Raw genomic sequence first — 22,890 nt, 5'->3', positions numbered from 1 at the left:
CAACAAATACCTTATGTTGGATATTTTACTCATACCGATTAAAGCCATGCGTTTACGCTATGTGCCATTGTTATTGGTATATTTTGCTTACGGAAGTAGTGTTTTTACTGCTATTGCTGCAAACTTTTGGGTGAAAGATTCGCTGGATATGAGTGCGGCGGATTTGGCGGAGTTGGGAATATGGCTGATGGTGCCGTGGACGGTGAAAATGATTTTTGGTTCACTGGTTGACAGTGTGCTGATTTTTGGCTCTAATCGAAAATCTTATGTTTATATTGGTGCGTTGCTGATTACCATCAGTTCGCTAATGATGATTGCCGTGGTGGGGGATTATCCAATTGTGGCAGAATTTTCTAAAAAAAGTGTGTATATTTTTGCCAGTGTGATTGCCGTGGTTGGTTTTGTTATGCAAGATGTGGTAGCCGATACGATGAGCACTGAGGTGGTGGATAAGAGTCAATCTAAAGAGGAAATTCATCAAGAATTAGCCAGTATTCAAGTATTGGCTCGTTTATCATTAGGGTTGGCGATTTTTGTTACGGGTTGGATTGGCGGCGAGTTGGCGGATGTTTTTAAAGATGAACGAGAAACGGTATTTATTATTGCCTTATTTATACCGTTATTGTCAATTCTTGGGGTCGGTTTGGTGCGTCTTAACCCTGTGCCAGTGTCTGAAATTAATAAACAAGTTTTATTCGGTGGTTTAATTTTTGCGGTATTTGTGGTGATTATGGGGTATGCGCAAGTGCCTTATTCACAAGAAATTGTGTTTGTGGTTTCGCTCGGTATTGTGTTGTATTTACTCAATGATTTGATTAGTGATTTGAATGAGGATGTCATTCGTCATATTAAAATGGCAATGATTGTTATTTTTATTTATCGGGCAATGCCTTCAGTTGGCGCAGGTTTACAATGGTGGCAGATTGATGTGCTGGGCTTTGATGAGTCATTTTTTGCCAAATTGTCAGCGATTGGTGGCGGTATTGCCTTGGCAGGAATGTGGTTGAGTACTAAATTTATTGTCAAACGCAATATTGGCGAGGTATTGATATTCTTAACTATTATTGGCACTTTATTGTCTTTGCCGATTGTAGCGATGTATTATGATGTGCATACGCTGCTTGGCGTTGAAGCCAGAACAGTGGCATTGGTAGATACAGCATTGGCTTCGCCGTTTGATTATATTGCCCAAGTGTTAATGCTAACTTTGGTGGCAATTTATGCCCCTGAAGGCAAAAAAGGCACTTGGTTTGCGTTAATGGCAAGTTTGATGAATATTGCCTTATCAGCAGGCGGTTTATTGACCAAATATTTGAACAAAATCTTTGTTGTTAGTCGTGAGGTTGTTACTGATGGCGTGGTTACTGTTACACAAGATTACTCACAGTTGGGTGATTTGTTGTGGGTGGTAGTGGTTTCAAGTTTCGTCATTCCAATCATTGTTATTGTTAAATACAATCCAAATAAAGTATGACTTTGAATAAATATTATAGCCTTACAATTGCTTTGATTTTTCTTGATCAATTGAGCAAAATTTTGGTTGTAAACACAATGGAATTTCAAAGCACTATTGTGGTTACTGAGTATTTTAGTTGGCACTATGTGCGAAACTACGGTGCTGCTTTCAGTTTTTTAGCAGACCAAGGTGGCTGGCAGCAATATTTCTTTATTTCCCTGTCTTTTGTGGCGAGTATTGCCCTGATTATTTGGATGAAAAAAACAGCATTGACTCAAAGATTTGAACTGCTTGGATTAAGTTTTGTTTTGTCAGGGGCTGTAGGTAATTTGATTGACAGAACGGCTTATGGTTTCGTCATTGATTTTATTGATTTACATTACCAAGATTTTTATTGGCCGGTGTTTAATGTAGCAGATATTGCGATTAGTCTCGGTGTGGCAGTGCTATTGTTCTCAGAGTTTAAAAAATCGTGAGTGATTGTTTAATCATTGGTGGTGGCGTTATCGGCATGATGAGTGCCCGTGCATTGGCGATATCAGGTGCAACAGTAACTTTGATTGAGCAACGCGCTTGTGGCAAAGAATCATCATGGGCAGGGGGCGGTATTATCAGCCCATTGTATCCGTGGATGTATAGCGATGTGGTGAATGAGTTGAGTATGGCATCTCAGGCGGTCTATGAAGAATTATGTGCTACTTTATTTGCAGATACGGGGATTGATACTGAATATATCCGTTCGGGGTTATTGATGATGGACGAATATGACAGGTATGAAGCCATTGATTGGATGGCAGTACATAAAGTCAATGCTGAGAAACATCCGCAAGGGGCATTGTTTACAGCGGTGGCACAAGTGCGGAATCCGAGATTATTGAAAGCACTTAAAAGCGATATTTTAAAACGCGGGGTTGAAATCGTTGAATTTAGCAAAGTTGAGGAATTAATTGTCGAAAAGGACAAGGTGCTTGGGGTTAAAACTGAGCATAAAAATTATTATGGCGACAATAGCATTATTTGCGGCGGTGCTTGGAGTTCTGCTTTGCTGGATATTAAAAACGAAGTGTATCCAGTCAAGGGGCAGATGATTGTGATTAAATCCAAGCCTGGGGTACTTGAGCATATTGTTTTGGATAAGGGCAGATACCTTATTCCTAGGAAAGATGGGCGTATTTTGATTGGCTCTACTACAGAAAATGTGGGCTTTGATAGAAGTCTAAATAAGCAAGTAGGCGTTGAATTGCTCGAATTTGCCAGTAGCCGATTTACAGCATTACGAGGTGCAAGCATTGAACATCACTGGTCAGGTTTTAGACCAGCGAGCAAATCGGGGGTGATGATTAAAAAATATGAGAAACTAGAAGGTTTATATCTTAATACTGGGCATCTTCGCAATGGATTAAATATGGCACCTGAGAGTGCTGAAAGATTATTGGCGTTAATTAACCATGCTAACTAGAGCGATAGACACAACATTATTGGCATCTTATTCAGATGACATCCCTCTGTTTTTAAAGAAAATTTATGCTGCGCGTGGCGTAACAGAAACCCAACTATCGCTGGGGTTGACTGAGCTTTTAAAACCTAAATTTGCACAACTAGATGCTGCTATCAAGCTGCTTGAACAAGCATTGCTTGAACAAAAACGCATTTTAGTCGTTGGCGATTTTGACTGCGATGGAGCGACAGCATCAGTTGTTGCAGTTAAATCACTGCGATTAATGGGAGCTAAATATGTGGATTTCTTAGTGCCAAATCGCTTTGAACACGGCTATGGATTAAGCCCTGAAATCGTTAAATTGTCCATTCAAGCAAAACAACCCGACTTAATTATCACAGTAGATAACGGCATCTCAAGTTTTGACGGCGCGAAATTGGCACAACAATCAGGCATCGAAGTCATTATTACCGATCATCATCTACCCAGCGATTCACTGCCTGAGGCAAATGCCATTATCAATCCCAATCTTAAAAACTGTGAATTTTTAAGTAAAAATCTTGCCGGTGTAGGCGTGATTTTTTACCTCTGTTCTGCGTTAAAAACACACTTACAAACCAATGGTTATTTTGCCAACCACCACATCCCCATCCCCGATTTACGCACCGTGCTAGACTTGGTCGCACTCGGCACAGTAGCCGATGTGGTAAAACTTGACCAAAATAATCGCATCCTCGTCGCCGAAGGCATCAAACGCATTCGCAACAAACAATGCGCCCCAGGTATCCTAGCACTACTAGAAGTTGCTAATCGTAAAGCAGAAACCCTGCAAGCATCAGACCTCGGCTTTGCCGTCGGCCCGCGTTTAAATGCAGCAGGGCGTTTAAGCGACATTTCCCGTGGCATCAAATGCCTATTAACAGACGATATGAACGATGCTAGACGCTATGCCAATGAATTAGAAGCCTTCAACCAAAAACGCAGGGCAACGCAAGAACAAATGCAAGAAGAAGCACAAGCGGTGATTGATGCACAAGACAATCAAGCAGGAAAATTTGCCATTTGCCTATTTGATAAATCTTGGCACGAAGGCATTGTCGGAATCGTCGCAGGCAAACTCAAAGAAGATTATCACTGCCCAGTCGTCGTATTTGCACAATCAGGCGACAACTTAAAAGGCTCCATTCGCTCCATTCCCAGCGTCCACATTAAAGATTTATTAGACTTAGTCGATAGAAAATACCCCGATTTAATCCTGAAATTCGGCGGCCACGCCATGGCGGCAGGACTCAGCATCAAACCAGAAAATTTCGCCCAATTCCAACAAGAATTTGCAAACGCCATCCAAGCACATCTTAATAATCAAATCCCTAAAATGGAATTATCCACCGATGGCATTCTTGAATCCGCCGACATCTCCCTCAACAATGCTCAACTAATTGCCCACTCTGGTCCCTGGGGTCAAGGTTTCGAAGAACCCATTTTCCACGGCGATTTTGACATCGTTGAGCAAAGAGTAGTCGGCGAAAAACACCTAAAATGTCGCCTAAAACTCACAAATACCAGCACGCTTTATGATGCCATCGCTTTTTTTCAAGCCCCCATCAGCACTAAACAAGTAACAATCGCCTACAAACTTTCTATCAATGAATGGCGTGGCAGTGTTTCTTTGCAATTGATGGTTGAGCAGGTTAGTCCTATTTAGCAGTATAATCAATATGTAGTAAAAGATAAAAGGAGACCCTGCACAATATTTTAAGGGCTGACTTACATTCAAATGCAAAAACCCAAACAGAATACACAAACACTATTAGAGACCTTTGCATAAATATGAATAATCATCAAAACGCCATCTTTCATCAAATTACAAACTTTTTAAAAACACCCTTAGCCCTGCTAGGAGTGGATTTAAAAAATTTCCAATTTAATAAAATCTGTCATTTTGCTAATCATCCCTATTTATGCAAAGGTCTCTATTAGCATATTTTTTTTTAGAAAAATTTCCAATTTAAAAGTCTATTCACTTATTAGTTTGAAAATAAATTTTTGGATAGAAACCCAATTTAGTGTTGTGGTGAGCTGATAAACTTAGACGCAAAAATAAGGTAAAATACACCCTTTTATTTTTTCAAAATTACTCCATGCCGATTATTACCTTACCAGACGGAACTGAAAAATCCTTTGACCAAGCGGTTAGCATTTTTGAAGTTGCCAAATCAATTGGCTCTGGTTTAGCCAAAGCAACGCTTGCGGGCAAGGTGAATGACGAGTTAGTGGACGCGTCGTATATCATTGAGGCGGACAGCACTTTGTCGATTGTCACCGATAAAGATGAAGAAGGATTGGAAATCATTCGTCATTCAACGGCACACCTTTTGGCACAAGCCACACAAATGTTGTATCCAAGTGCTCAAGTGACTATTGGACCGGTGATTGATAATGGTTTCTTTTATGATTTTGCGTATAAAAATGGTTTTTCAGAAGGTGATTTAGCCAAGATTGAAAAAAATATGAATAAACTGGTTAAACAGAACCTTAAAATTGAACGCAGTGAGATGTCGCGTGATGAAGCAGTGGCATTTTTCAAAGATAAAGGTGAGCATTATAAAGCAGAGATTATTGAGTCTATTCCCGCTGATCAAACTTTATCACTTTATACGCAGGGCGATTTTACCGATTTATGTCGGGGTCCACATGTGCCATCAACGGCAAAACTTAAGGCTTTTAAATTAATGAAATTGGCAGGTGCTTATTGGCGTGGTGATTCTAACAATGAGATGTTACAACGCGTATATGGTACGGCTTGGGCGAATAAAGAAGATTTAGCAACGCACTTACATAGATTAGAAGAAGCTTTAAGGCGTGATCATCGTAAAATCGGCAAAACGCAAAATTTATTTCATATGCAAGAAGAAGCGCCAGGCATGGTTTTTTGGCATGAAAAAGGCTGGACTTTGTATCAAATTGTTGAGCAATATATGCGTAGTGTTTTTAGAGATAATGACTACAAAGAAGTGCACACACCTCAGTTAATTGATAGGTCGTTGTGGGAAAAATCAGGACATTGGGATAAATTTGGTGATGCAATGTTCACTACCAGTAGCGAAAATCGTGATTATGCGGTAAAGCCAATGAATTGCCCAGCACATATTCAGATTTTTAACCAGGGTTTGAAGTCATATCGTGATTTGCCATTGCGTTTGGCAGAGTTTGGCTCTTGTCATCGTAATGAGCCTTCAGGGACTTTACATGGTATTATGCGAGTGCGTAATTTTGTGCAGGATGACGGACATATTTTTTGTAGTAGTGAGCAAATTCAAGCAGAAGTATCAGAATTTATTGATTTAACTTTTAAGGTTTACGAGCATTTTGGCTTTGATAATGTTGAACTTAAATTATCTACCCGTCCTGAAAAGCGAGTGGGGTCTGATGAAGTTTGGGACAAGGCAGAAGCAGCACTCGCTGAAGCGTTAGATGTTAAAGGGATTAAATGGGAGTTGCAAGAGGGCGAAGGTGCATTTTATGGGCCTAAAATTGAATTTATATTGAAAGATTGCTTAGATAGAGAATGGCAGTGTGGCACTTTGCAGGTTGATTTTTCTATGCCAGAACGATTGGATGCATCGTTTATTGCAGAAGACGGTTCAAAGCAAACACCCGTAATGTTACACCGTGCTATTGTTGGTTCATTAGAGCGATTTGTTGGTGTTTTGATTGAGCATTATGAAGGTGCGTTCCCTTCTTGGCTTGCACCGATTCAGGCAGTTATTCTGAATATTTCTGAAAAACAAGCTAATTTTGTTGCTGAAATAGAGAAAAAATTAAAAAAACAAGGACTTAGAGTGATTTCGGACTTGCGGAATGAGAAGATAGGCTTTAAAATACGCGAGCATTCTATGCAAAGATTTCCATATTTATTGGTTGTCGGCGATAAAGAAGTAGAGAATAACGAGATTTCTGTTCGCAAACGCGGCGGTGATGACCTTGGGTCAATGTCAATTGAAGATTTTGTTAAATTAGTAAACGAGGAATAATTATTAAAAAACCAAATAGAATACGCATTAATAACTACATTAAAGTTTCAGAAGTGAGGGTTATTGATAGTAAGGGCGGGCAAGCTGGTGTGTTAAAAACATCAGAAGCAATAGAAATGGCAGTAAGTGCTGGACTTGATTTAGTAGAAGTGTCACCAAATGCTGAACCCCCTGTTTGTAAGGTAATGGATTTTGGAAAATATCGCTATGAGCAAAAGAAGCAGCTGAGCGACCAAAAGAAAAAACAAAAGAAAAATACTGTTAAAACCATTAAATATCGCCCTGGAACAGAAGAGGGTGATTACCAAATTAAATTTAGGAATTTGGTTAAGTTTTTAGATAATGGCGATAAGGTCAAAGTTAGTATTTGGTTCCGTGGACGCGAAATGCAACACAAAGAATTGGGCATGCAAATGTTAGATAGAATTGAAGAAGATACAAAAGAATTTGCTAATGTAGAACAAAAGGCAAAGATGGAGGGTCGCCAGCTAGGCATGATGCTGGCCCCCAAATCAAAGAAAAAATAAGCAAAGCTTATTTTAGTTGTTTAACCGTTACTCATTAAGAAGTAACTTATATGTCCAAGAGGACAAGGAGAAAATTATGCCGAAGTTAAAAACCAATAGAGGCGCTGCAAAGCGTTTCAAAAAGACTGCCAGTGGCGGTTATAAATGTAAACATTCTCACCTGCGTCATATTTTGACCAAAAAGAGTACTTCTAGAAAACGCAGTTTACGCGCACCAGACACAGTCGAAAAGGCAGATGTCCCAATGGTTCGTAAAATGTTACCATATAGTTAAATCTACTTTAATATAAGGTAATTTAATTCAAAGTTAATTAATAGGAGTATAAGAAAATGGCAAGAGTATCAAGAGGTGTGCAAGCACACGCAAAACACAAGAAAATTTTAAAGAAAGCCAAAGGCTATTACGGTGCGAGATCAAAAGTCTATCGTGTTGCTAAGCAAGCGGTTATTAAAGCAGGTCAATATGCGTATCGTGACCGTCGCCAAAAGCGTCGTTTGTTCCGCAGACTTTGGATTGTTCGTATCAACGCTGAAGCGCGTAATAATGGTTTGAGTTATTCAAGAATGATTGATGGAATGAATAAAGCAGGTATTGAAATCGATCGTAAGGTATTATCTGATATAGCGATTTTTGATAAAGCCGCATTTGCACAGATTGCAGAGCAGGCAAAAGTTGCATTAAGCAAGTAGTTTTTTAATAAAATAGAGGGTTGAGCATGAAAAGTAAAATCATTTTATTAGTATTATCAGTGATGTTTTTAGCATCTTGTCAGTCATCAATGAACCGTTTCACCGAAGATACACGAGGTGCAAACACTTATGCTGCAGTTGAAATCGGTAAACTTTCCAGTGTTCTAGAAGGGGTGATTATTTCGATTAAACCAGTAAGATTATCAGGCTCTAAAGGGCTTGGGTCAGGTACTGGCGCATTGTTAGGCGCTGCAATTGCGTCAAATACAGTAGGAGGTGAAAGAGACAAAGCACCCGCTGCACTTATAGGTGGTTTATTGGGTGCGATGGCAGGCAGAGCTGCTGAAGAAAGTATGACAGAGGCAACTGGGTTTGAGTTTTTAGTTAAGTTGAGCACTGGGAAAATTAAAGCCTTTGTACAAACAGATAAGCAAGGACTTAGAAAAGGTGATCAAGTTTTTGTTATTTATGGCAGTGGCACAGTTCGTTTGACACGCAAGTAATTGGTTGCCGGTGGTTGATAAAATTCTCGATGGGGCAAAAAGTGCTATTGAAAAAGCACAAAGCTTAGCGGAACTTGAAAATTTAAGGGTTTCAATCTTAGGTAAGAGCGGTGAGTTAACTGTCTTACTTAAAGGACTTGGAAAGTTGAGCGCAGAAGAACGGCCTAAGATGGGTGGTATTATCAATCAGGCTAAGGTTAGTGTGCAAGATTTGCTGACTGAGCGTAAAAATATCTTAGAAACAATTGCGTTAGAAAAACGCTTATTGGAGGAGAAAATTGATGTTTCTCTTCCAGGTCGAAATGTTGAAATGGGTGGATTACACCCTGTTACTATTACACTGAAACGCATTCAATCTCTATTTGCAAAGAACGGTTTTAAGGTAGAAACAGGTCCTGAAATTGAGGATGATTTCCACAATTTTACGGCACTTAATATTCCTAAGCATCATCCAGCGCGGGCGATGCACGATACCTTCTATTTTGACGAAGGCTCTGTGCTAAGAACGCATACTTCGCCCGTGCAAATCCGCACCATGGAAAATAAAAAACCACCCTTGCGTATTATTGCCCCTGGTCGGGTTTATCGTTGTGATTCAGATATTACCCATACACCAATGTTTCATCAGGTGGAGGGATTGATTGTTGATAAAGATGCGAACTTTGCACAGCTTAAAGGTTTGTTAATTGATTTTCTGCGTGCTTATTTTGAAAAAGAAGACTTGAAAGTGCGTTTTCGCCCCTCATATTTTCCATTCACTGAACCCTCTGCGGAAGCAGATATTGAATGTGTGATTTGTGGTGGCGAGGGTTGCCGTGTTTGCAAAAAAACAGGTTGGTTGGAGGTGTTGGGTTGCGGTGTTGTGCATCCAAATGTTCTAAACTCGGTCAAAATTGACAGTGAAGAATACACGGGATTGGCATTTGGTATGGGTGTTGAACGCTTGGCAATGTTGCGTTATGGTGTGAATGATTTGCGTCTTTTCTTTGAAAATGACATTCGCTTTCTAAAGCAATTTAAGTGATATGAATATTTCAACAACATGGTTGCGTGAATGGATTAGCCCAAAGGTGAGCGATGAAGTGCTAGCTGAGCAATTAACAATGGCAGGTTTGGAAGTGGAAGGTATCACCTCTGTTGCCCCGTATTTTGAAAAAGTGGTAGTTGGGCATGTGCTGTCTTGCGAAAAACATCCTGATGCAGACAAGTTAAGCCTTTGCCAGATTGATGTTGGCGAGAGTGAAATGCTGCAAATCATTTGCGGTGCTAAGAATATTCGCACTGATTTAAAAGTGATTGTTGCTATTGTTGGTGCTGTATTGCCAAACGGTTTGAAAATTAAAAAAGCCAAATTGAGAGGTGTTGCGTCATTTGGTATGATTTGTTCTGAATCCGAACTTGGGATGGCAGATAATTCAGAGGGTATCAGCGAGTTAGATGCTGCCGCACCGATTGGTCAAAATATTAGGGAATATTTAAATTTAGACGACAATATTATTGAATTAGACATCACCCCAAATCGTGGTGATTGTTTCTCAGTTTTAGGCGTGGCACGCGAAGTAAGTGCCAACTACTTAATTGATTTTGAGTTGCCGAATTTTGCAGTAATATCGCAAGGCATCTCCAGTATTGCCACCAGCGTTAGCAACACAATAGCCTGCCCAAAGTATCTTACTAGAAGTATTTTAGGTATTGATAATAGCGTTCAAACCCCACAATGGATGGCAGATAAATTGATGCGTTCAGGGCAATCTTTGCATTCGCCTGTTGTGGATATTACTAACTTTGTATTGATGGAATTAGGTCAGCCGATGCACGCTTTTGATGCGGACAAAGTTCAAGGCGCTATCGAAGTTAGAAACGCCAAATCAGGGGAAAAAGTTGAGTTACTCAATGAATCCACAGTTGAGTTAAAAGATGATACTTTGGTGATTGCTGATGACAATTCAGTGTTGGCAATTGCAGGAGTGATGGGCGGGTTGGCTTCCGCTACACTAAATAATACAAACAATATCCTGTTAGAAAGTGCATTTTTTGAGCCAGTATCAATTGCAGGAAAGGCGAGGAATTATGGCTTGCACACTGAATCATCATTGCGTTTTGAACGCGGTGTGGATTTTGGCATTACTGAGATAGCAATGGACCGAGCCACGCAGTTAATTATTGAGATTTGTGGTGGGAAAGCAAGCGATGTTAAGGCGTGTATTGATAAATCTGCTTTACCAAAATTGCCTGCTATTAATATTACCCAAGAGAAAATTCAGAAAGTATTGGGTTTTGAATTAGACAGTGATTGGATTACAGAAAAATTTCAAAGTTTGGGTTTTGAGATTAATCAACAAAGCAACAACTCGTGGCGTATTACTCCACCCAGTTTTAGATTTGATATTCGCATTCCAGCAGACTTGATTGAGGAATTGGCGAGATTGTATGGCTATGATAAATTGCCCGTGCAAAAGTTATCGCTTGATGCCAATATCAATGTGATTGCCGAGGCACAAATTGATAAATATGAGGTGATGCAATCCTTGGTAGCGCGGGGCTATCAAGAGGTGATTACTTACAGTTTTATCTCAGAAAAATACCATGATTTAATCAGTCCAGAGGCTAAAAAAATTGTATTAAGCAACCCAATTTCAGCAGAACTTTCTACCATGCGTTCATCGCTGTGGGCAGGGTTATTGCAAACGCTTGAATCCAACCAAAGGCGTGGACATAGCGATGCCAGATTTTTTGAAATTGGTCTGTGTTTTGCAGGTGTTGAAGCCAGTAAACAATCCAATAAATTAGCGGGTATTATTACGGGAAACCGTTTTGACGCACAATGGTCAGGTGAGCCAACCCCAGTAGATTTCTTTGATGTTAAGGCAGATTTAGAATCAATTTTGGCGTTAACAGGTGCTAAATTTATCTTTGTAGCAGGCGAACATTCAGCCCTGCAAAAAGGGCAAACGGCTCAGATTATATTAGACGGCAAGCAGGTCGGTTGGATGGGTGCATTATCGCCAGTTGTGGCAAAAGAATTGTCATTACCCAAGTGTTATTTGTTTGAAATTGATTTAGATACTGTCTTAACTGGCAAGATTGCCCAATATACTGCATTTTCTCAGTATCAACAAGCACAACGCGATATTGCCCTGATATTGGATGAGTCAATCCCTGTTTCTGAGTTAATGGACAGCATTGAAGCACTGCAACAATCCAATTTTGTCGGCGTTAGTTTATTTGACCTTTACGCAGGTGAAAACATCGAATTGGGCAAGAAAAGTGTTGCTTTTAGTCTGAGCTACCAATCACTTGAAGGTACTTTGAGTGACGATGAAGTAAATGGCAAAGTTGACGAAGTATTGGCTTTGATGAATGATAAATTTTCAGCAGTGCAAAGATAATGTCAATTACAAAAAAAGACATCGCCAATTTATTGGTGAAAAAAGTCAACATCAGCCACGCTCAAGCGCTATTGGTTACCAATAGTTTTTTTGACACTATCAAAGATACACTTGCCAAAGGTGAAGATGTTAAGTTATCTGGTTTTGGTAATTTTGTAATTAGAAGTAAAGCCGCACGCCCTGGTAGAAATCCAAAAACAGGCGAAGCAGCGATAATTTCAGCCAGAACGGTAGTTACTTTTAAAGCAGGCGTTAAACTGAAAAAAGCAACTGTCTAAATTTACTCAGAAATGGCTGACATAAAGCCTTTTAAAACAGGCATTACTTTATCAATCATTTCCTGATCTTGCTCAATATTCCTAACTTGGTCTTCCAGTCTTTTGTCTGTATCTTTTAGCGTGACTTGATACACATCATCAAATTCAAAGGCGATAAAGTAAAAACCCTTCCCTTTGCTTCTGGTTGAATGAATTGCCATGAAATCTGTTTCCCATGAGAGTTCTGCCTGATAAATAACTGATGAATCGGTAATATCTTTTTGCACTAGAATAGCAGTTTCACCAAAACTAAAAATAAATCGTTCTGCGCTACAACTTGATGCAGATTTGGTTTTTAACTCACCGCTATTCAATGCATCCGCAATTTGTTTGAGTTGTGTACCTGTTAATTGAATGTACTTAGCATCTAAATAATCATCGATATTACTGTCGGGATAGTTATTTTTTAAGAATTTAACAAGTTTTGCAATCATGATTGTAATTTTTGTATCGTTTTTGTAAAAAGAGTTATTATCCCATCTATGCTATGATTTATCTAATGAATTTGTGTATTTAATCTTATATATATTCCAATTTAATCATAGTATGTACACCGAGTTGATGGGAATGGGGCTGAGTCCATGACCTTTATGTAGTACTCAGTTTGCCACTTTCATATAGTGTCTCAACTTTATGTTTCGCAATAGTTTCCACTTCTATTTATTGAGACCTTTGCATAAATAGGGATGATTAGCAAAATGACAGATTTTATTAAATTGGAAATTTTTTAAATCCACTCCTAGCAGGGCTAAGGGTGTTTTTAAAAAGTTTGTAATTTGATGAAAGATGGCGTTTTGATGATTATTCATATTTATGCAAAGGTTTCTTATTGACACATAAAAACTAATTTGATACATAAGACCGCCTCTTTAGATAATAGATTATAATTTTAATCTATGAATGACAAAGACTTACTCAGGTATTCCCGACAAATTATCCTGCCAGAAGTAGGCATAGAAGGGCAGCAATCGCTATTAGACTCAACTCTACTTTTAATCGGTGTGGGTGGTTTAGGTTCACCTAGTGCGATGTATCTTGCTTCCGCTGGTGTTGGACATTTGATTTTGGCAGATTTTGATCAAGTAGAATTATCCAATCTACAACGACAAGTTATTCACAGCACAGACGATATCGGTAAGGATAAAGTGATTTCCGCTAAAGAAACATTATCGTCGATTAATCCCAATATTAAAATCACTACACTCACTAACTTAAGTGCAGATAATATTGATGAATGGGTACAAAAAGCCGACATTGTTCTCGATGGCACTGATAATTTTGATACCCGATTTAAAATCAACCAATCTTGCGTCAGCAATAAAACCCCTTTAGTTTCCGCAGCTACCATCCGTTTTGAAGGGCAACTATCGGTATTCAAAGGCTATGAAAAAAATCAACCTTGCTACCAATGTTTGTATCCTGTTATTGGTGATAATAATGAAAACTGTGTTGACAATGGTATTCTTGCACCTGTTGCCGGCATACTTGGCACCTTACAAGCATTACAAGCTATTAAAGTGATTTTAAATCTTGGCGAACAACTTGTTGGTCAGCTAATGATAGTTGATGCATTAGATTTAAAATTTAGAAAAATTAAACTTAAAAAAGACAAGCATTGCTCAATTTGCCATTAAAAAAAATAGTAAAATAAAAACTTTATATCTGATTAAGCACTCTGTATAATACTAAACTATGAAAGTTAATTTTTTACAAAATTTATCCAAAATATTATCGCCTATTATTAGTATGGCAATTAAATTAGGAGTGAATTACAAAGAGTTTAATGCACTATCAAAGAAAGTGTTTGTCAATGAAGCGGGCGCTATTATTAGTGCTAATGGAGACAAGTTAACAGATGCGGCTATCAGTGCCTCAACCAATATTGCTAGAAGTTATATTGCTCAAAATAAAAAACAAAGCATACACAAAAAACAAACGAAACAATGGATTAGTTTGCCCGCACAAATTATAGCTGCATGGATAACACAAGATTTAAAGAAAGTCATTCCTTACGCAAAACAGGACGACGCCAATTTTGTTGATTTGGTAAAAAACATTACCACAGAAAAATCACCTAAAACTATTTTAAATGAATTGGTGCGTTTAGGACATGCTAGGAAAGTCGGTAATGAAATTCACTTAACTGTATTTGAAGCGGATAATAACCCTACTGATAAAGCAGTTTTGTTTCAAGATTTTTCTGACAATCTTGCCACTCATGCATGGACAGGAAATAGTATTTTAACGCAAGGGGATAAAACTTTATTTGAACAGGCTGTTAAAATTGATGGTGTGTTTGACGATAGTGCAAAAATGCTATGCGAATCAGCAAAAGAGCAATGGCAAGTAGCATCAAAGAAAGTGATTAAAAAAGCGACACCAATTTCAGAAAAAGAAGAAAAACAGGGCGGTAAACACAGAGTGGTTTTTGGTGTTTATTGTTATTATAGATAATAAAAGAGGGCGAAGATTATGGCATCATATAATATTACACAAGGAAAGCAATTAGCGGTTAAAGATGTGCAGCAATTGCAAGTTAATGCAACTTATCGAGCGGGGCAGTTATCCTCTAAAAATATTGTTGTTGATAATTTAGCTCAAAATAAAAATTACCAAGTAATTGAGCAAGACGATATACTTGGCATTGTTAAGGATAAACAGCCTCAACATGTTAAGGTTGAAGCGGGTTATCACTATACATTAAGCGTCCAAAAAAATGCCATATTAACGGATGATTTTGATTTAATTGCTAAAAAGGTTGGCGATGATTTAGAAGTGCTTTTGGCAGATGGCGATGTTGTTATTTTTGACAATTATTTTGAGTTATGCGCAGTTGATTTATCTTGTTTGGTTTCTTTACCTGCCGAGAATGGTAATTATTATGTAACCGAAGGTGCATTTTTTGCCTTAGATGATGGCTCAGTAATTGTGCATTTTTATGGCGAAGAGTCTGTGCTTCAGGCAATCGCAAACTCGCAATCTAATGTTTTTGCATCTAGTTTTGCGACAGATTTTGGCGTAGCAGCGAAAGAATCTGAATCTGGCGGATTCTCCATTTTGAGTAGCTTGGCAGCAATTGGATTGGCGGGTGCAGGTAGCGGTGGTATTGTCAATACTGTTATTAACGGGTTTATTGCATTAGGACCAGTAATAGAAAACAATGGACTATATGTTCAGGCCTACGAAGTAGATGGTAGCAAAATTGGCAATGAAGTCAAAGTTGCTAATGACGGCACCTTTGAACTGAATTTAGGCACTTATACAGGTGTTGCAATTTTTAAAGTTATTGACAAAACTACAGGAGTGGATTATCACGATGAAGCCGTTAATGCACAAAAAGATTTAGCAGATGATTTATCTGCTATCGCTAATATTCAAATGGGTAAGCAAGATGTAACTATCACTGCATTAACAGAACTAGCGGCTCGTAAAGCGGGTGTAGCACCAGATGCTGACGCCGTAGATAAAGCCAATAACGATGTTGCTAAAGCGTTTGATGTTGATAATATTGTTAATGCCAAACCAAATCTTGTTATAAATAGCAAGGGTGAAAATACTTATGCTACTAGTGATGACTATGGTAAGGTGCTTGCTGCAATGTCTGGTATTGATAAAACCTCGGGCAGTGTTGATCAAACGATTGCAGATTTAGCGGCGCAATTTAAAGCATCAGGTGACGAACTAACGGATGCTGGTAAGGCGATGCTAGACATGGGCGCTGCACAAGCTGACGTTAGTAATGATGAAATTAACAACTTAGTAAATGACATAGCAATTATTGATATTACAGGAAAGAAAAATGATGACCTTACCCTTGGCTTTGAAGATACGGGTGATTCATATACCGATGGTATCGTTGCAGAAACCACTTTATCTAACGGCAATAAAGGTATTCAAATCAATGTTGCTAACCAAGGCACTAATTGGGTTTATTCCATTGATGATGGCGTAAATTGGCAAACAGGATCGGGCGATTATTTTGAATTACTAACAGGTACTTATAACCAAACTCACATTATGGTGCGTAGTGGCACTAACACCACGGCGGGTAAAACAGGTGCGGAGATTAAATTAGACAGCACAGCAACTACATTAGTAATTGAAGCTAAGGTAACGACTAACAATAGTGCACTGGATTTAGACCCAACAACAATCGGCATACAAACAAGTGGCATCGGTATTGTTAATATTACCAATTTGGCAACCACATTGACAACAGGCATTGCCTTTGATGCCGATATTGTTGCACTTAATATAATCGATATTAAAACCATTAAGATGGCGTTTACAGGATTAGACACAACAAATGATTTACTGAGCTTAAGTGCTAGTATTGATGTTGCCACAGGTGGCGATTCAGGTGCCACAGGCACCATCGGTGGAGTAGCAGGCATGAGTTATAGTTATGTCCTTGGTACCAACACTTTGACCCTTGTTAAAACCGATGGTAGTACTCTAAGCGCTGCTGAAGTTAAAGCCATTACTGAGGCAGTTGCACTTAAAAATACAGCAATTTCTCCAGCACAAGGCAATAGAACTGCAACTATTAGCTATATAGACGGTAATAATAATGAAGGTGCTTCAGCCGCCGCTACGATTATGGTTGATACTATTGCCCCAGATGCTGTAGATTTAGATTCTGCTGCTAATGTTCAAAACACCAGTGCAACCACCACCAACCGTGAACAATTAGCACAAGGCATCGCCTTTGATGCTAGTATTGTTGCTCCAACTGCAACTGATATTAAACAAATTAAAGTTGTTTTAGGCGGTGCTAATTTAGACACGACCAATGACAAATTAGCCTTAAATGTTGATATCACTCTCACTCTCACTGCTGATACAACGGGTAGTAATATTACAATAAATGGCGTTACAGGTATTAACTACACTTATACAGCAGTCAGCAAAACACTAGTACTCTCTCAAAATGGCGGGGGTAATCTAGCAGTTGCTGAAGTTAAAGCCATTACTGAGGCAGTTGCACTTAAAAATACAGCAATTTCTCCAGCACAAGGCAATAGAACTGCAACTATTAGCTATATAGACGGTAATAATAATGAAGGTGCTTCAGCCGCCGCTACGATTATGGTTGATACTATTGCCCCAGATGCTGTAGATTTAGATTCTGCTGCTAATGTTCAAGACACCAGTGCAACCACCACTAACCGTGAACAATTAGCACAAGGCATCGCCTTTGATGCTAGTATTGTTGCTCCAACTGCAACTGATATTAAACAAATTAAAGTTGTTTTAGGCGGTGCTAATTTAGACACGACCAATGACAAATTAGCCTTAAATGTTGATATCACTCTCACTCTCACTCTCACTCTCACTGCTGATACAACGGGTAGTAATATTACAATAAATGGCGTTACAGGTATTAACTACACTTATACAGCAGTCAGCAAAACACTAGTACTCTCTCAAAATGGCGGGGGTAATCTAGCAGTTGCTGAAGTTAAAGCCATTACTGAGGCAGTTGCACTTAAAAATACAGCAATTTCTCCAGCACAAGGCAATAGAACTGCAACTATTAGCTATATAGACGGTAATAATAATGAAGGTGCTTCAGCCGCCGCTACGATTATGGTTGATACTATTGCCCCAGATGCTGTAGATTTAGATTCTGCTGCTAATGTTCAAAACACCAGTGCAACCACCACCAACCGTGAACAATTAGCACAAGGCATCGCCTTTGATGCTAGTATTGTTGCTCCAACTGCAACTGATATTAAACAAATTAAAGTTGTTTTAGGCGGTGCTAATTTAGACACGACCAATGACAAATTAGCCTTAAATGTTGATATCACTCTCACTCTCACTCTCACTGCTGATACAACGGGTAGTAATATTACAATAAATGGCGTTACAGGTATTAACTACACTTATACAGCAGTCAGCAAAACACTAGTACTCTCTCAAAATGGCGGGGGTAATCTAGCAGTTGCTGAAGTTAAAGCCATTACTGAGGCAGTTGCACTTAAAAATACAGCAATTTCTCCAGCACAAGGCAATAGAACTGCAACTATTAGCTATGTAGACGGTAATAATAATGAAGGTGCTTCAGCCGTCGCTACGATTATGGTTGATACTATTGCCCCAGATGCTGTAGATTTAGATTCTGCTGCTAATGTTCAAAACACCAGTGCAACCACCATCAACCGTGAACAATTAGCACAAGGCATCGCCTTTGATGCTAGTATTGTTGCTCCAATTGCAACTGATATTAAACAAATTAAGGTACTCATAGGCGGTACTGATTTAGACACAGCTAACGATATGTTGCTGTTAGGGCTTAATCAAGACATTGCCCTAAACAAAGACGCAGCAGGCAACAATATCAATGTAGTTGGCTTAACAGGGCTTAACTACACTTACGACTTGACCTCAAAAGTTCTAACCCTATCTAAGAGCGATGACACTAACTTTAGTGCTACTGAAGCACAACAACTGATGCATGCGGTTAAACTTAAAAACACCAGTGCCAGTGCCACAGAAGGTGAACGCTCTGCAACCTTTAGTTATGTTGATGAGGCTGGTAACGAGAGTGGGTCTGCAGTGGCAACCACAACTGTATCCTTTTCTCCAACCCTCGTTATCACCGACAGTTCACTTGATACAATCTCTAATGATGCAATCACTACCTTTACCTTTGCTTTTAGTGACGATGTTTTGAACTTCACCAAAGATGATATCATCATCACAGACATAGGCGCCAATTCTGCTATCCCTCTAAACACCACCGGCAGCAGTGACGGCACCATCAACATCCTAGGTGCCACAGTTACTGGCAACTCAATAAAAGCAGGTACAGGCATAACTTGGGGCACTTCTGGTGTCTATTCCAAAGACGGCTTTACGGGTAACGGTTCTATGAGTTTTACTGTTGTTGCGAATAACAAAGCGCTTATGGCTGGACTTTCTACTGATAATAGTAATAATAATCGTGATACTCTTGACTATGCAATTTATGCTCGAGATTATGGTCAAGTTCGCATTTATGAAAATAATGCTGATATTGGGGATTATGGCGCTTACGATGCAGGCGATGTCTTTACCGTTAAGCGTATCGGCACAGAAATCACCTATTATAAAAATGGTGTTTTAATCTACAAATCACTAACTGCCTCTACCGCAACCAATGAACTGCATTTTGATTCTGCGTTTGCTAACGACAACACCGAGATTAAAGATATCACCATTAAAACTGAAGCTACCCTTGGTGATTTCACTCAAGTGAGTGATAGCGAGTACACTTTAGAAGTTACCCCAGTTGCAAACTCTGAAGGTGAATTGAGTGTCGATGTTGCTGCCGATGTTGCTAAAAATGGAGTAGATCAAGGCAATATAAAAGCCGATACCCACGAACAAAAATATGACCTTAAAGCCCCAACAGTAGAAAGCGTAAGCGTCAAAGGCACTGAAGGTGATGGCACTACCGATAAAACAGTCGGGTTAGGCATTGGTGATAAAATTGTAGTTACCCTTGATATGAGCGAAGTCATAGTATTAACAGAGGCAACCTCAGGAACAACAGCCTACACCATTAATTTTGATGGCACAAACAAACAAGCCACCTACGATACCGCTCTAAACACTGCAAATAGCAATAAGATGGTATTTTCTTATACTATTGTTGCAGGTGATACGAATGTTGCAGGAGGTGTGCAATTGAATGCAGGTACAATAGCCTTAACTGGCGGGGATACACTTACGGATATAGCTGGCAATGCTGCTGTACTAAATACACCTATTGTCAAGGGCAGTAGTCGCTATGTTTTAATTAAACAAGATGGCACTAGTCAACAAATGTTTATCGGTGAAGTTGAAGTCATGGTTGACGGTGTTAATGTCGCACTAGGTAAAACCGTTACTTCTGATGCAGCACTGATACATTACGCTAACTGGACACCCGCTAAAATTGTTGATGGTAAAAATGGCACTTCAGAAGGGATGGCAACTTCATCAGCCCAAACCGATGGCTGGGTGCAAATTGATTTGGGTCAAGACTACAAGATTGATAATATTGTGGTTAAAGCCGTTGGAGGTGGCACATCTGCATACGACCGAAGTAGAGTTGGTAATTTCTCAATATTTACCTCCTCTCTTGATTACAGTGGGTCAACACTTTCTGAACTAACGGCTAATAGAGCCGTTTATAAAGTTGGCACAACGGCAGCTAGTGCAGTGCAAACTTTGGGCGTTAATGTCCCAAATAATGATATAGTAATTGACACCACTCCACTGACCATTGACCTCAATCATGACGGCGTTGTTGAATACACATCATTAAGTGAGAGTGTTGCATACTACGATGTGGATGGCGATGGCAAAAAAGAACACACCGCTTGGGTTGCTTCGCAAGACGGCTTAATCGGTTTTGATGCCAACAGCGATGGCAAAATCTCAGGCAGAGAAGAGTTGGTATTAAGCGATTATGTCAAAGGCGCTAAAACCGACCTAGAAGGAATGGCATATTTTGACAGTAATCAAGATGGTAACTTCACCCAAGACGACAAATACTGGGCGAACTTTAAAGTTTGGCAAGATAAAGATGGAGACGGTATCAGTGATGCAGGTGAATTACGCACGCTAGACGAAGTAGGCATTAGCAAAATCGAACTCACCAGTGACAACAACAAACAAACCCTTGCTAATGGTGATGTTACCGAATACGGACAATTCAAAATCCACTACACCGATGACACACAAGGTATCGGCGGCGATAGTGCTTTTGCTTACCAAAATGCTGATAAAGATACCGTTTTAGTTACCACCAGTGAGAACAGCGTATTGCAGGGTAATGACAATGCAGATACTTTTGTATTTAACTATGAAGGTGTAGCTAAAGTGCTTGATTTTAATGTTTTACAAGGCGATAAACTTGATTTTAGTAATTTGTTTGATGTTGGGGATGAATACAATCTAGCCGACTTCTTTAGTATTAATGATGACGGTAAAGATGTGTATCTTGTTGTTGATATTCACGGCACGGGTAATTTTGACCGTCCTGAACTTGATGTTATTCTGAGCGGTATCGGCACAGGAAGTGTTGAGCTTGAAGCGCTGCAGGATAGTTTGATTGTGTTGTAAAACGATTACCTTGGTTGTGATTTAATATATAGAAATCTTTGCATAAATAAGGATGATTGGCAGAATTCCTATTTGTGTAAAGTTTTATACTTATTTAAAGAAATAATTTAAATTCGAGAGCGTAAATTAAACTGTGTAAATCCGCCTTTTCACTCTTAACTATTTCTCGTATTTTTCCATAATATCATCAAAAAAGATACATAATTGAGGGTAAATCTCACCCCAGTTTCTAACTCTAGTTCTTTGCCATTTTTCCTGTATTTGTTGTGTTGCCAAGTATACCATTTTAAGCGCTGATCCTTGTGTTGGGAATGAGCCCTTAGATTTAGTTTTCTTCTTGATAATAGCATTTAATGATTCTATTGGGTTAGTTGTGTATATCAATGTTCTAACGCTTTGCGGATACTTAAAGAATGTTGATAGCTCACTCCAATGGTTATGCCATGATTTGGCAATATTAGGGTATTTTTTATCCCAAATATGTTTAAATTCATCTAGTGATAATAATGCCTGCTCTTCGTTTAAAGCCGTGTAAACAGCTTTTAAATCTTTAGCAACTGCCTTTGTGTCTTTCCAAGACACAAATCTTAGCGATGAGCGGATTTGCTGAACAATGCAGCGCTGAACCTCAGCTTTTGGGTAAACAGCCTCTATTGCTTTATTAAAGCCATTTAATCCATCAATAGCAAAGATTAAAACATCGTTAATACCACGCTTTTTAATATCGTTTAACACTGTGAGCCAGTACTTAGATGTTTCGTTTTCACCTATCCAAAATCCAATAATCTCTTTTTTACCTTCAAGACTTACACCCAGCATAATATACACAGCAATGTTTTTAACCACAGAATCAATCTTGATTTTAAGTACGGTAGCATCCATAAATATGATGGGATAAATCGCCTCTAAAGGACGATGCTGCCACTCATCTACCTTAACCATAATCTTCTCGGTAATGTTGGATATGGTGGTGGTAGATAGCTCATAACCATACAAATCATCAAGATGATTTTGAATGTCTCTAACGCTCATGCCTTTGGTATAAAGAGACAAGATTAAATCCTCACTGCCGTCTAAAATGACTTCACGCTTTTTGACTAGTTGTGGCTCAAAACTGGCTTGCCTATCTCTGGGGATGGCGACATCTATATTGCCATACTTGGATTTTAAAGTCTTTTTGTTATGCCCATTGCGATAATTACGACCGTCGTTATCTTTTAGTGATAACTGATTTTTTTGATAGCCAAGATGGCTTGATAGTTCTTCTTCGCTAGCAGTTTGAATAACCTCTCGCATTATGTTTTTAAATTCATCTGCGATGTTATCAAGGGAGGTAAATTCCCCTGTTTGGATTTGTCTTTTTAGTTCGTTGTGGTTGATTAAACTCATTTGTGTTTCTCCTTGTATTTTTAATGCTTTTGATTTTATAGGATCAAAAGC

The 22,890-nt window shown here is 39.0% G+C and carries 19 protein-coding genes; 16 read left to right on the top strand and 3 right to left on the bottom strand.

From position 1 onward, the window contains the following. Positions 1 to 13 precede the first annotated feature (13 nt). The 13 genes from AB8525_RS02140 to AB8525_RS02080 all read left to right on the top strand — a co-directional run bounded on the left by AB8525_RS02140 (position 14) and on the right by AB8525_RS02080 (position 12,315). Entirely contained in the window at positions 14 to 1,474 is a 1,461-nt protein-coding gene (locus AB8525_RS02140; RefSeq protein WP_369178310.1) for a hypothetical protein, read from the top strand. Further along, positions 1,471 to 1,932: a signal peptidase II gene (gene lspA / locus AB8525_RS02135; protein WP_369178309.1), complete on the top strand. Its 462-nt coding sequence runs from the start codon at positions 1,471 to 1,473 to the stop codon at positions 1,930 to 1,932. Before AB8525_RS02140 ends, lspA begins: the two co-directional genes overlap by 4 nt. After that, the gene (locus tag AB8525_RS02130) at positions 1,929 to 2,915 is read left to right on the top strand and encodes an NAD(P)/FAD-dependent oxidoreductase (protein WP_369178307.1); all 987 of its coding nucleotides are present in this window, start codon (positions 1,929 to 1,931) and stop codon (positions 2,913 to 2,915) included. Before lspA ends, AB8525_RS02130 begins: the two co-directional genes overlap by 4 nt. Next, positions 2,905 to 4,599, top strand: a complete 1,695-nt coding sequence (gene recJ / locus AB8525_RS02125) for a single-stranded-DNA-specific exonuclease RecJ (protein ID WP_369178305.1) — start codon at positions 2,905 to 2,907, stop codon at positions 4,597 to 4,599. The genes AB8525_RS02130 and recJ overlap by 11 nt, the downstream gene beginning before the upstream one ends. A gap of 125 nt (positions 4,600 to 4,724) precedes the next feature. Then, positions 4,725 to 4,874 (top strand): hypothetical protein, encoded by a 150-nt coding sequence (locus AB8525_RS02120; protein ID WP_369150050.1) that lies wholly within the window; start codon positions 4,725 to 4,727, stop codon positions 4,872 to 4,874. 161 nt (positions 4,875 to 5,035) lie between these two features. Then, the gene (gene thrS, locus AB8525_RS02115) at positions 5,036 to 6,928 is read left to right on the top strand and encodes a threonine--tRNA ligase (protein ID WP_369178303.1); all 1,893 of its coding nucleotides are present in this window, start codon (positions 5,036 to 5,038) and stop codon (positions 6,926 to 6,928) included. Further along, positions 6,925 to 7,455: a translation initiation factor IF-3 gene (gene infC, locus AB8525_RS02110; protein ID WP_369153041.1), complete on the top strand. Its 531-nt coding sequence runs from the start codon at positions 6,925 to 6,927 to the stop codon at positions 7,453 to 7,455. The genes thrS and infC overlap by 4 nt, the downstream gene beginning before the upstream one ends. A gap of 76 nt (positions 7,456 to 7,531) precedes the next feature. Then, positions 7,532 to 7,729, top strand: a complete 198-nt coding sequence (rpmI, locus tag AB8525_RS02105) for a 50S ribosomal protein L35 (RefSeq protein ID WP_071563888.1) — start codon at positions 7,532 to 7,534, stop codon at positions 7,727 to 7,729. Between the two features lie 56 nt (positions 7,730 to 7,785). Continuing rightward, complete coding sequence (gene rplT / locus AB8525_RS02100) at positions 7,786 to 8,145, top strand: 50S ribosomal protein L20 (RefSeq protein ID WP_369152207.1); 360 nt, start codon at positions 7,786 to 7,788, stop codon at positions 8,143 to 8,145. A gap of 26 nt (positions 8,146 to 8,171) precedes the next feature. Further along, the gene (locus tag AB8525_RS02095; RefSeq protein WP_369152204.1) at positions 8,172 to 8,648 is read left to right on the top strand and encodes a hypothetical protein; all 477 of its coding nucleotides are present in this window, start codon (positions 8,172 to 8,174) and stop codon (positions 8,646 to 8,648) included. A gap of 10 nt (positions 8,649 to 8,658) precedes the next feature. Then, positions 8,659 to 9,672: a phenylalanine--tRNA ligase subunit alpha gene (gene pheS, locus AB8525_RS02090; RefSeq protein ID WP_369178992.1), complete on the top strand. Its 1,014-nt coding sequence runs from the start codon at positions 8,659 to 8,661 to the stop codon at positions 9,670 to 9,672. A gap of 1 nt (position 9,673) precedes the next feature. Then, on the top strand, positions 9,674 to 12,037 hold the full coding sequence (gene pheT, locus AB8525_RS02085; RefSeq protein ID WP_369178301.1) for a phenylalanine--tRNA ligase subunit beta: 2,364 nt from the start codon (positions 9,674 to 9,676) through the stop codon (positions 12,035 to 12,037). Then, complete coding sequence (locus AB8525_RS02080; RefSeq protein ID WP_369152199.1) at positions 12,037 to 12,315, top strand: integration host factor subunit alpha; 279 nt, start codon at positions 12,037 to 12,039, stop codon at positions 12,313 to 12,315. Before pheT ends, AB8525_RS02080 begins: the two co-directional genes overlap by 1 nt. A gap of 2 nt (positions 12,316 to 12,317) precedes the next feature. Here the strand turns inward: AB8525_RS02080 and AB8525_RS02075 are convergent, their stop codons facing one another. Both AB8525_RS02075 and AB8525_RS02070 read right to left on the bottom strand, forming a co-directional pair. Next, positions 12,318 to 12,788 (bottom strand): hypothetical protein, encoded by a 471-nt coding sequence (locus AB8525_RS02075; RefSeq protein WP_369152196.1) that lies wholly within the window; start codon positions 12,786 to 12,788, stop codon positions 12,318 to 12,320. Positions 12,789 to 13,010: 222 nt separating this feature from the next. After that, positions 13,011 to 13,163 carry a hypothetical protein gene (locus tag AB8525_RS02070; RefSeq protein WP_369178299.1) on the bottom strand — a complete coding sequence of 51 codons (153 nt, stop codon included), beginning with the start codon at positions 13,161 to 13,163 and terminating at the stop codon, positions 13,011 to 13,013. An 87-nt stretch (positions 13,164 to 13,250) separates the two neighbouring features. Here AB8525_RS02070 and AB8525_RS02065 point away from each other — a divergent pair, with 87 nt between their 5' ends. The 3 genes from AB8525_RS02065 to AB8525_RS02055 are packed head-to-tail and all read left to right on the top strand — an operon-like array spanning position 13,251 to position 21,450. Further along, a complete protein-coding gene (locus tag AB8525_RS02065) occupies positions 13,251 to 13,988 on the top strand; it encodes a ThiF family adenylyltransferase (RefSeq protein WP_369152192.1) in 738 nt (245 codons plus the stop codon). Positions 13,989 to 14,046: 58 nt separating this feature from the next. Continuing rightward, a complete protein-coding gene (locus tag AB8525_RS02060; protein ID WP_369152191.1) occupies positions 14,047 to 14,808 on the top strand; it encodes a hypothetical protein in 762 nt (253 codons plus the stop codon). A gap of 18 nt (positions 14,809 to 14,826) precedes the next feature. Further along, positions 14,827 to 21,450, top strand: a complete 6,624-nt coding sequence (locus AB8525_RS02055) for a beta strand repeat-containing protein (protein WP_369178297.1) — start codon at positions 14,827 to 14,829, stop codon at positions 21,448 to 21,450. 159 nt (positions 21,451 to 21,609) lie between these two features. Here the strand turns inward: AB8525_RS02055 and AB8525_RS02050 are convergent, their stop codons facing one another. Continuing rightward, positions 21,610 to 22,839 (bottom strand): IS256 family transposase, encoded by a 1,230-nt coding sequence (locus tag AB8525_RS02050; protein WP_369178295.1) that lies wholly within the window; start codon positions 22,837 to 22,839, stop codon positions 21,610 to 21,612. Between the last annotated feature and the right edge of the window lie 51 nt (positions 22,840 to 22,890).

It is taken from the genome of Candidatus Thiodubiliella endoseptemdiera (assembly GCF_964212635.1).
GTDB lineage: Bacteria > Pseudomonadota > Gammaproteobacteria > PS1 > Pseudothioglobaceae > Thiodubiliella > Thiodubiliella endoseptemdiera.
The sequence above is the reverse complement of the archived record's forward strand: the minus strand, read 5'-3'. Positions and strand labels throughout refer to the sequence as shown.

Excerpts from the sequence above, each read along its gene's own strand:
- AB8525_RS02080 (WP_369152199.1), top strand. The coding sequence starts at position 12,037 with ATGTCAATTACAAAAAAAGACATCGCCAATTTATTGGTGAAAAAAGTC.
- AB8525_RS02120 (WP_369150050.1), top strand. The coding sequence starts at position 4,725 with ATGAATAATCATCAAAACGCCATCTTTCATCAAATTACAAACTTTTTA.
- AB8525_RS02095 (WP_369152204.1), top strand. The coding sequence starts at position 8,172 with ATGAAAAGTAAAATCATTTTATTAGTATTATCAGTGATGTTTTTAGCA.
- AB8525_RS02055 (WP_369178297.1), top strand. The coding sequence starts at position 14,827 with ATGGCATCATATAATATTACACAAGGAAAGCAATTAGCGGTTAAAGAT.
- rpmI (WP_071563888.1), top strand. The coding sequence starts at position 7,532 with ATGCCGAAGTTAAAAACCAATAGAGGCGCTGCAAAGCGTTTCAAAAAG.
- lspA (WP_369178309.1), top strand. The coding sequence starts at position 1,471 with ATGACTTTGAATAAATATTATAGCCTTACAATTGCTTTGATTTTTCTT.
- AB8525_RS02060 (WP_369152191.1), top strand. The coding sequence starts at position 14,047 with ATGAAAGTTAATTTTTTACAAAATTTATCCAAAATATTATCGCCTATT.
- AB8525_RS02065 (WP_369152192.1), top strand. The coding sequence starts at position 13,251 with ATGAATGACAAAGACTTACTCAGGTATTCCCGACAAATTATCCTGCCA.
- pheT (WP_369178301.1), top strand. The coding sequence starts at position 9,674 with ATGAATATTTCAACAACATGGTTGCGTGAATGGATTAGCCCAAAGGTG.
- rplT (WP_369152207.1), top strand. The coding sequence starts at position 7,786 with ATGGCAAGAGTATCAAGAGGTGTGCAAGCACACGCAAAACACAAGAAA.
- AB8525_RS02140 (WP_369178310.1), top strand. The coding sequence starts at position 14 with ATGTTGGATATTTTACTCATACCGATTAAAGCCATGCGTTTACGCTAT.
- AB8525_RS02075 (WP_369152196.1), bottom strand. The coding sequence starts at position 12,788 with ATGATTGCAAAACTTGTTAAATTCTTAAAAAATAACTATCCCGACAGT.
- AB8525_RS02070 (WP_369178299.1), bottom strand. The coding sequence starts at position 13,163 with ATGAATAATCATCAAAACGCCATCTTTCATCAAATTACAAACTTTTTA.
- recJ (WP_369178305.1), top strand. The coding sequence starts at position 2,905 with ATGCTAACTAGAGCGATAGACACAACATTATTGGCATCTTATTCAGAT.
- thrS (WP_369178303.1), top strand. The coding sequence starts at position 5,036 with ATGCCGATTATTACCTTACCAGACGGAACTGAAAAATCCTTTGACCAA.
- AB8525_RS02050 (WP_369178295.1), bottom strand. The coding sequence starts at position 22,839 with ATGAGTTTAATCAACCACAACGAACTAAAAAGACAAATCCAAACAGGG.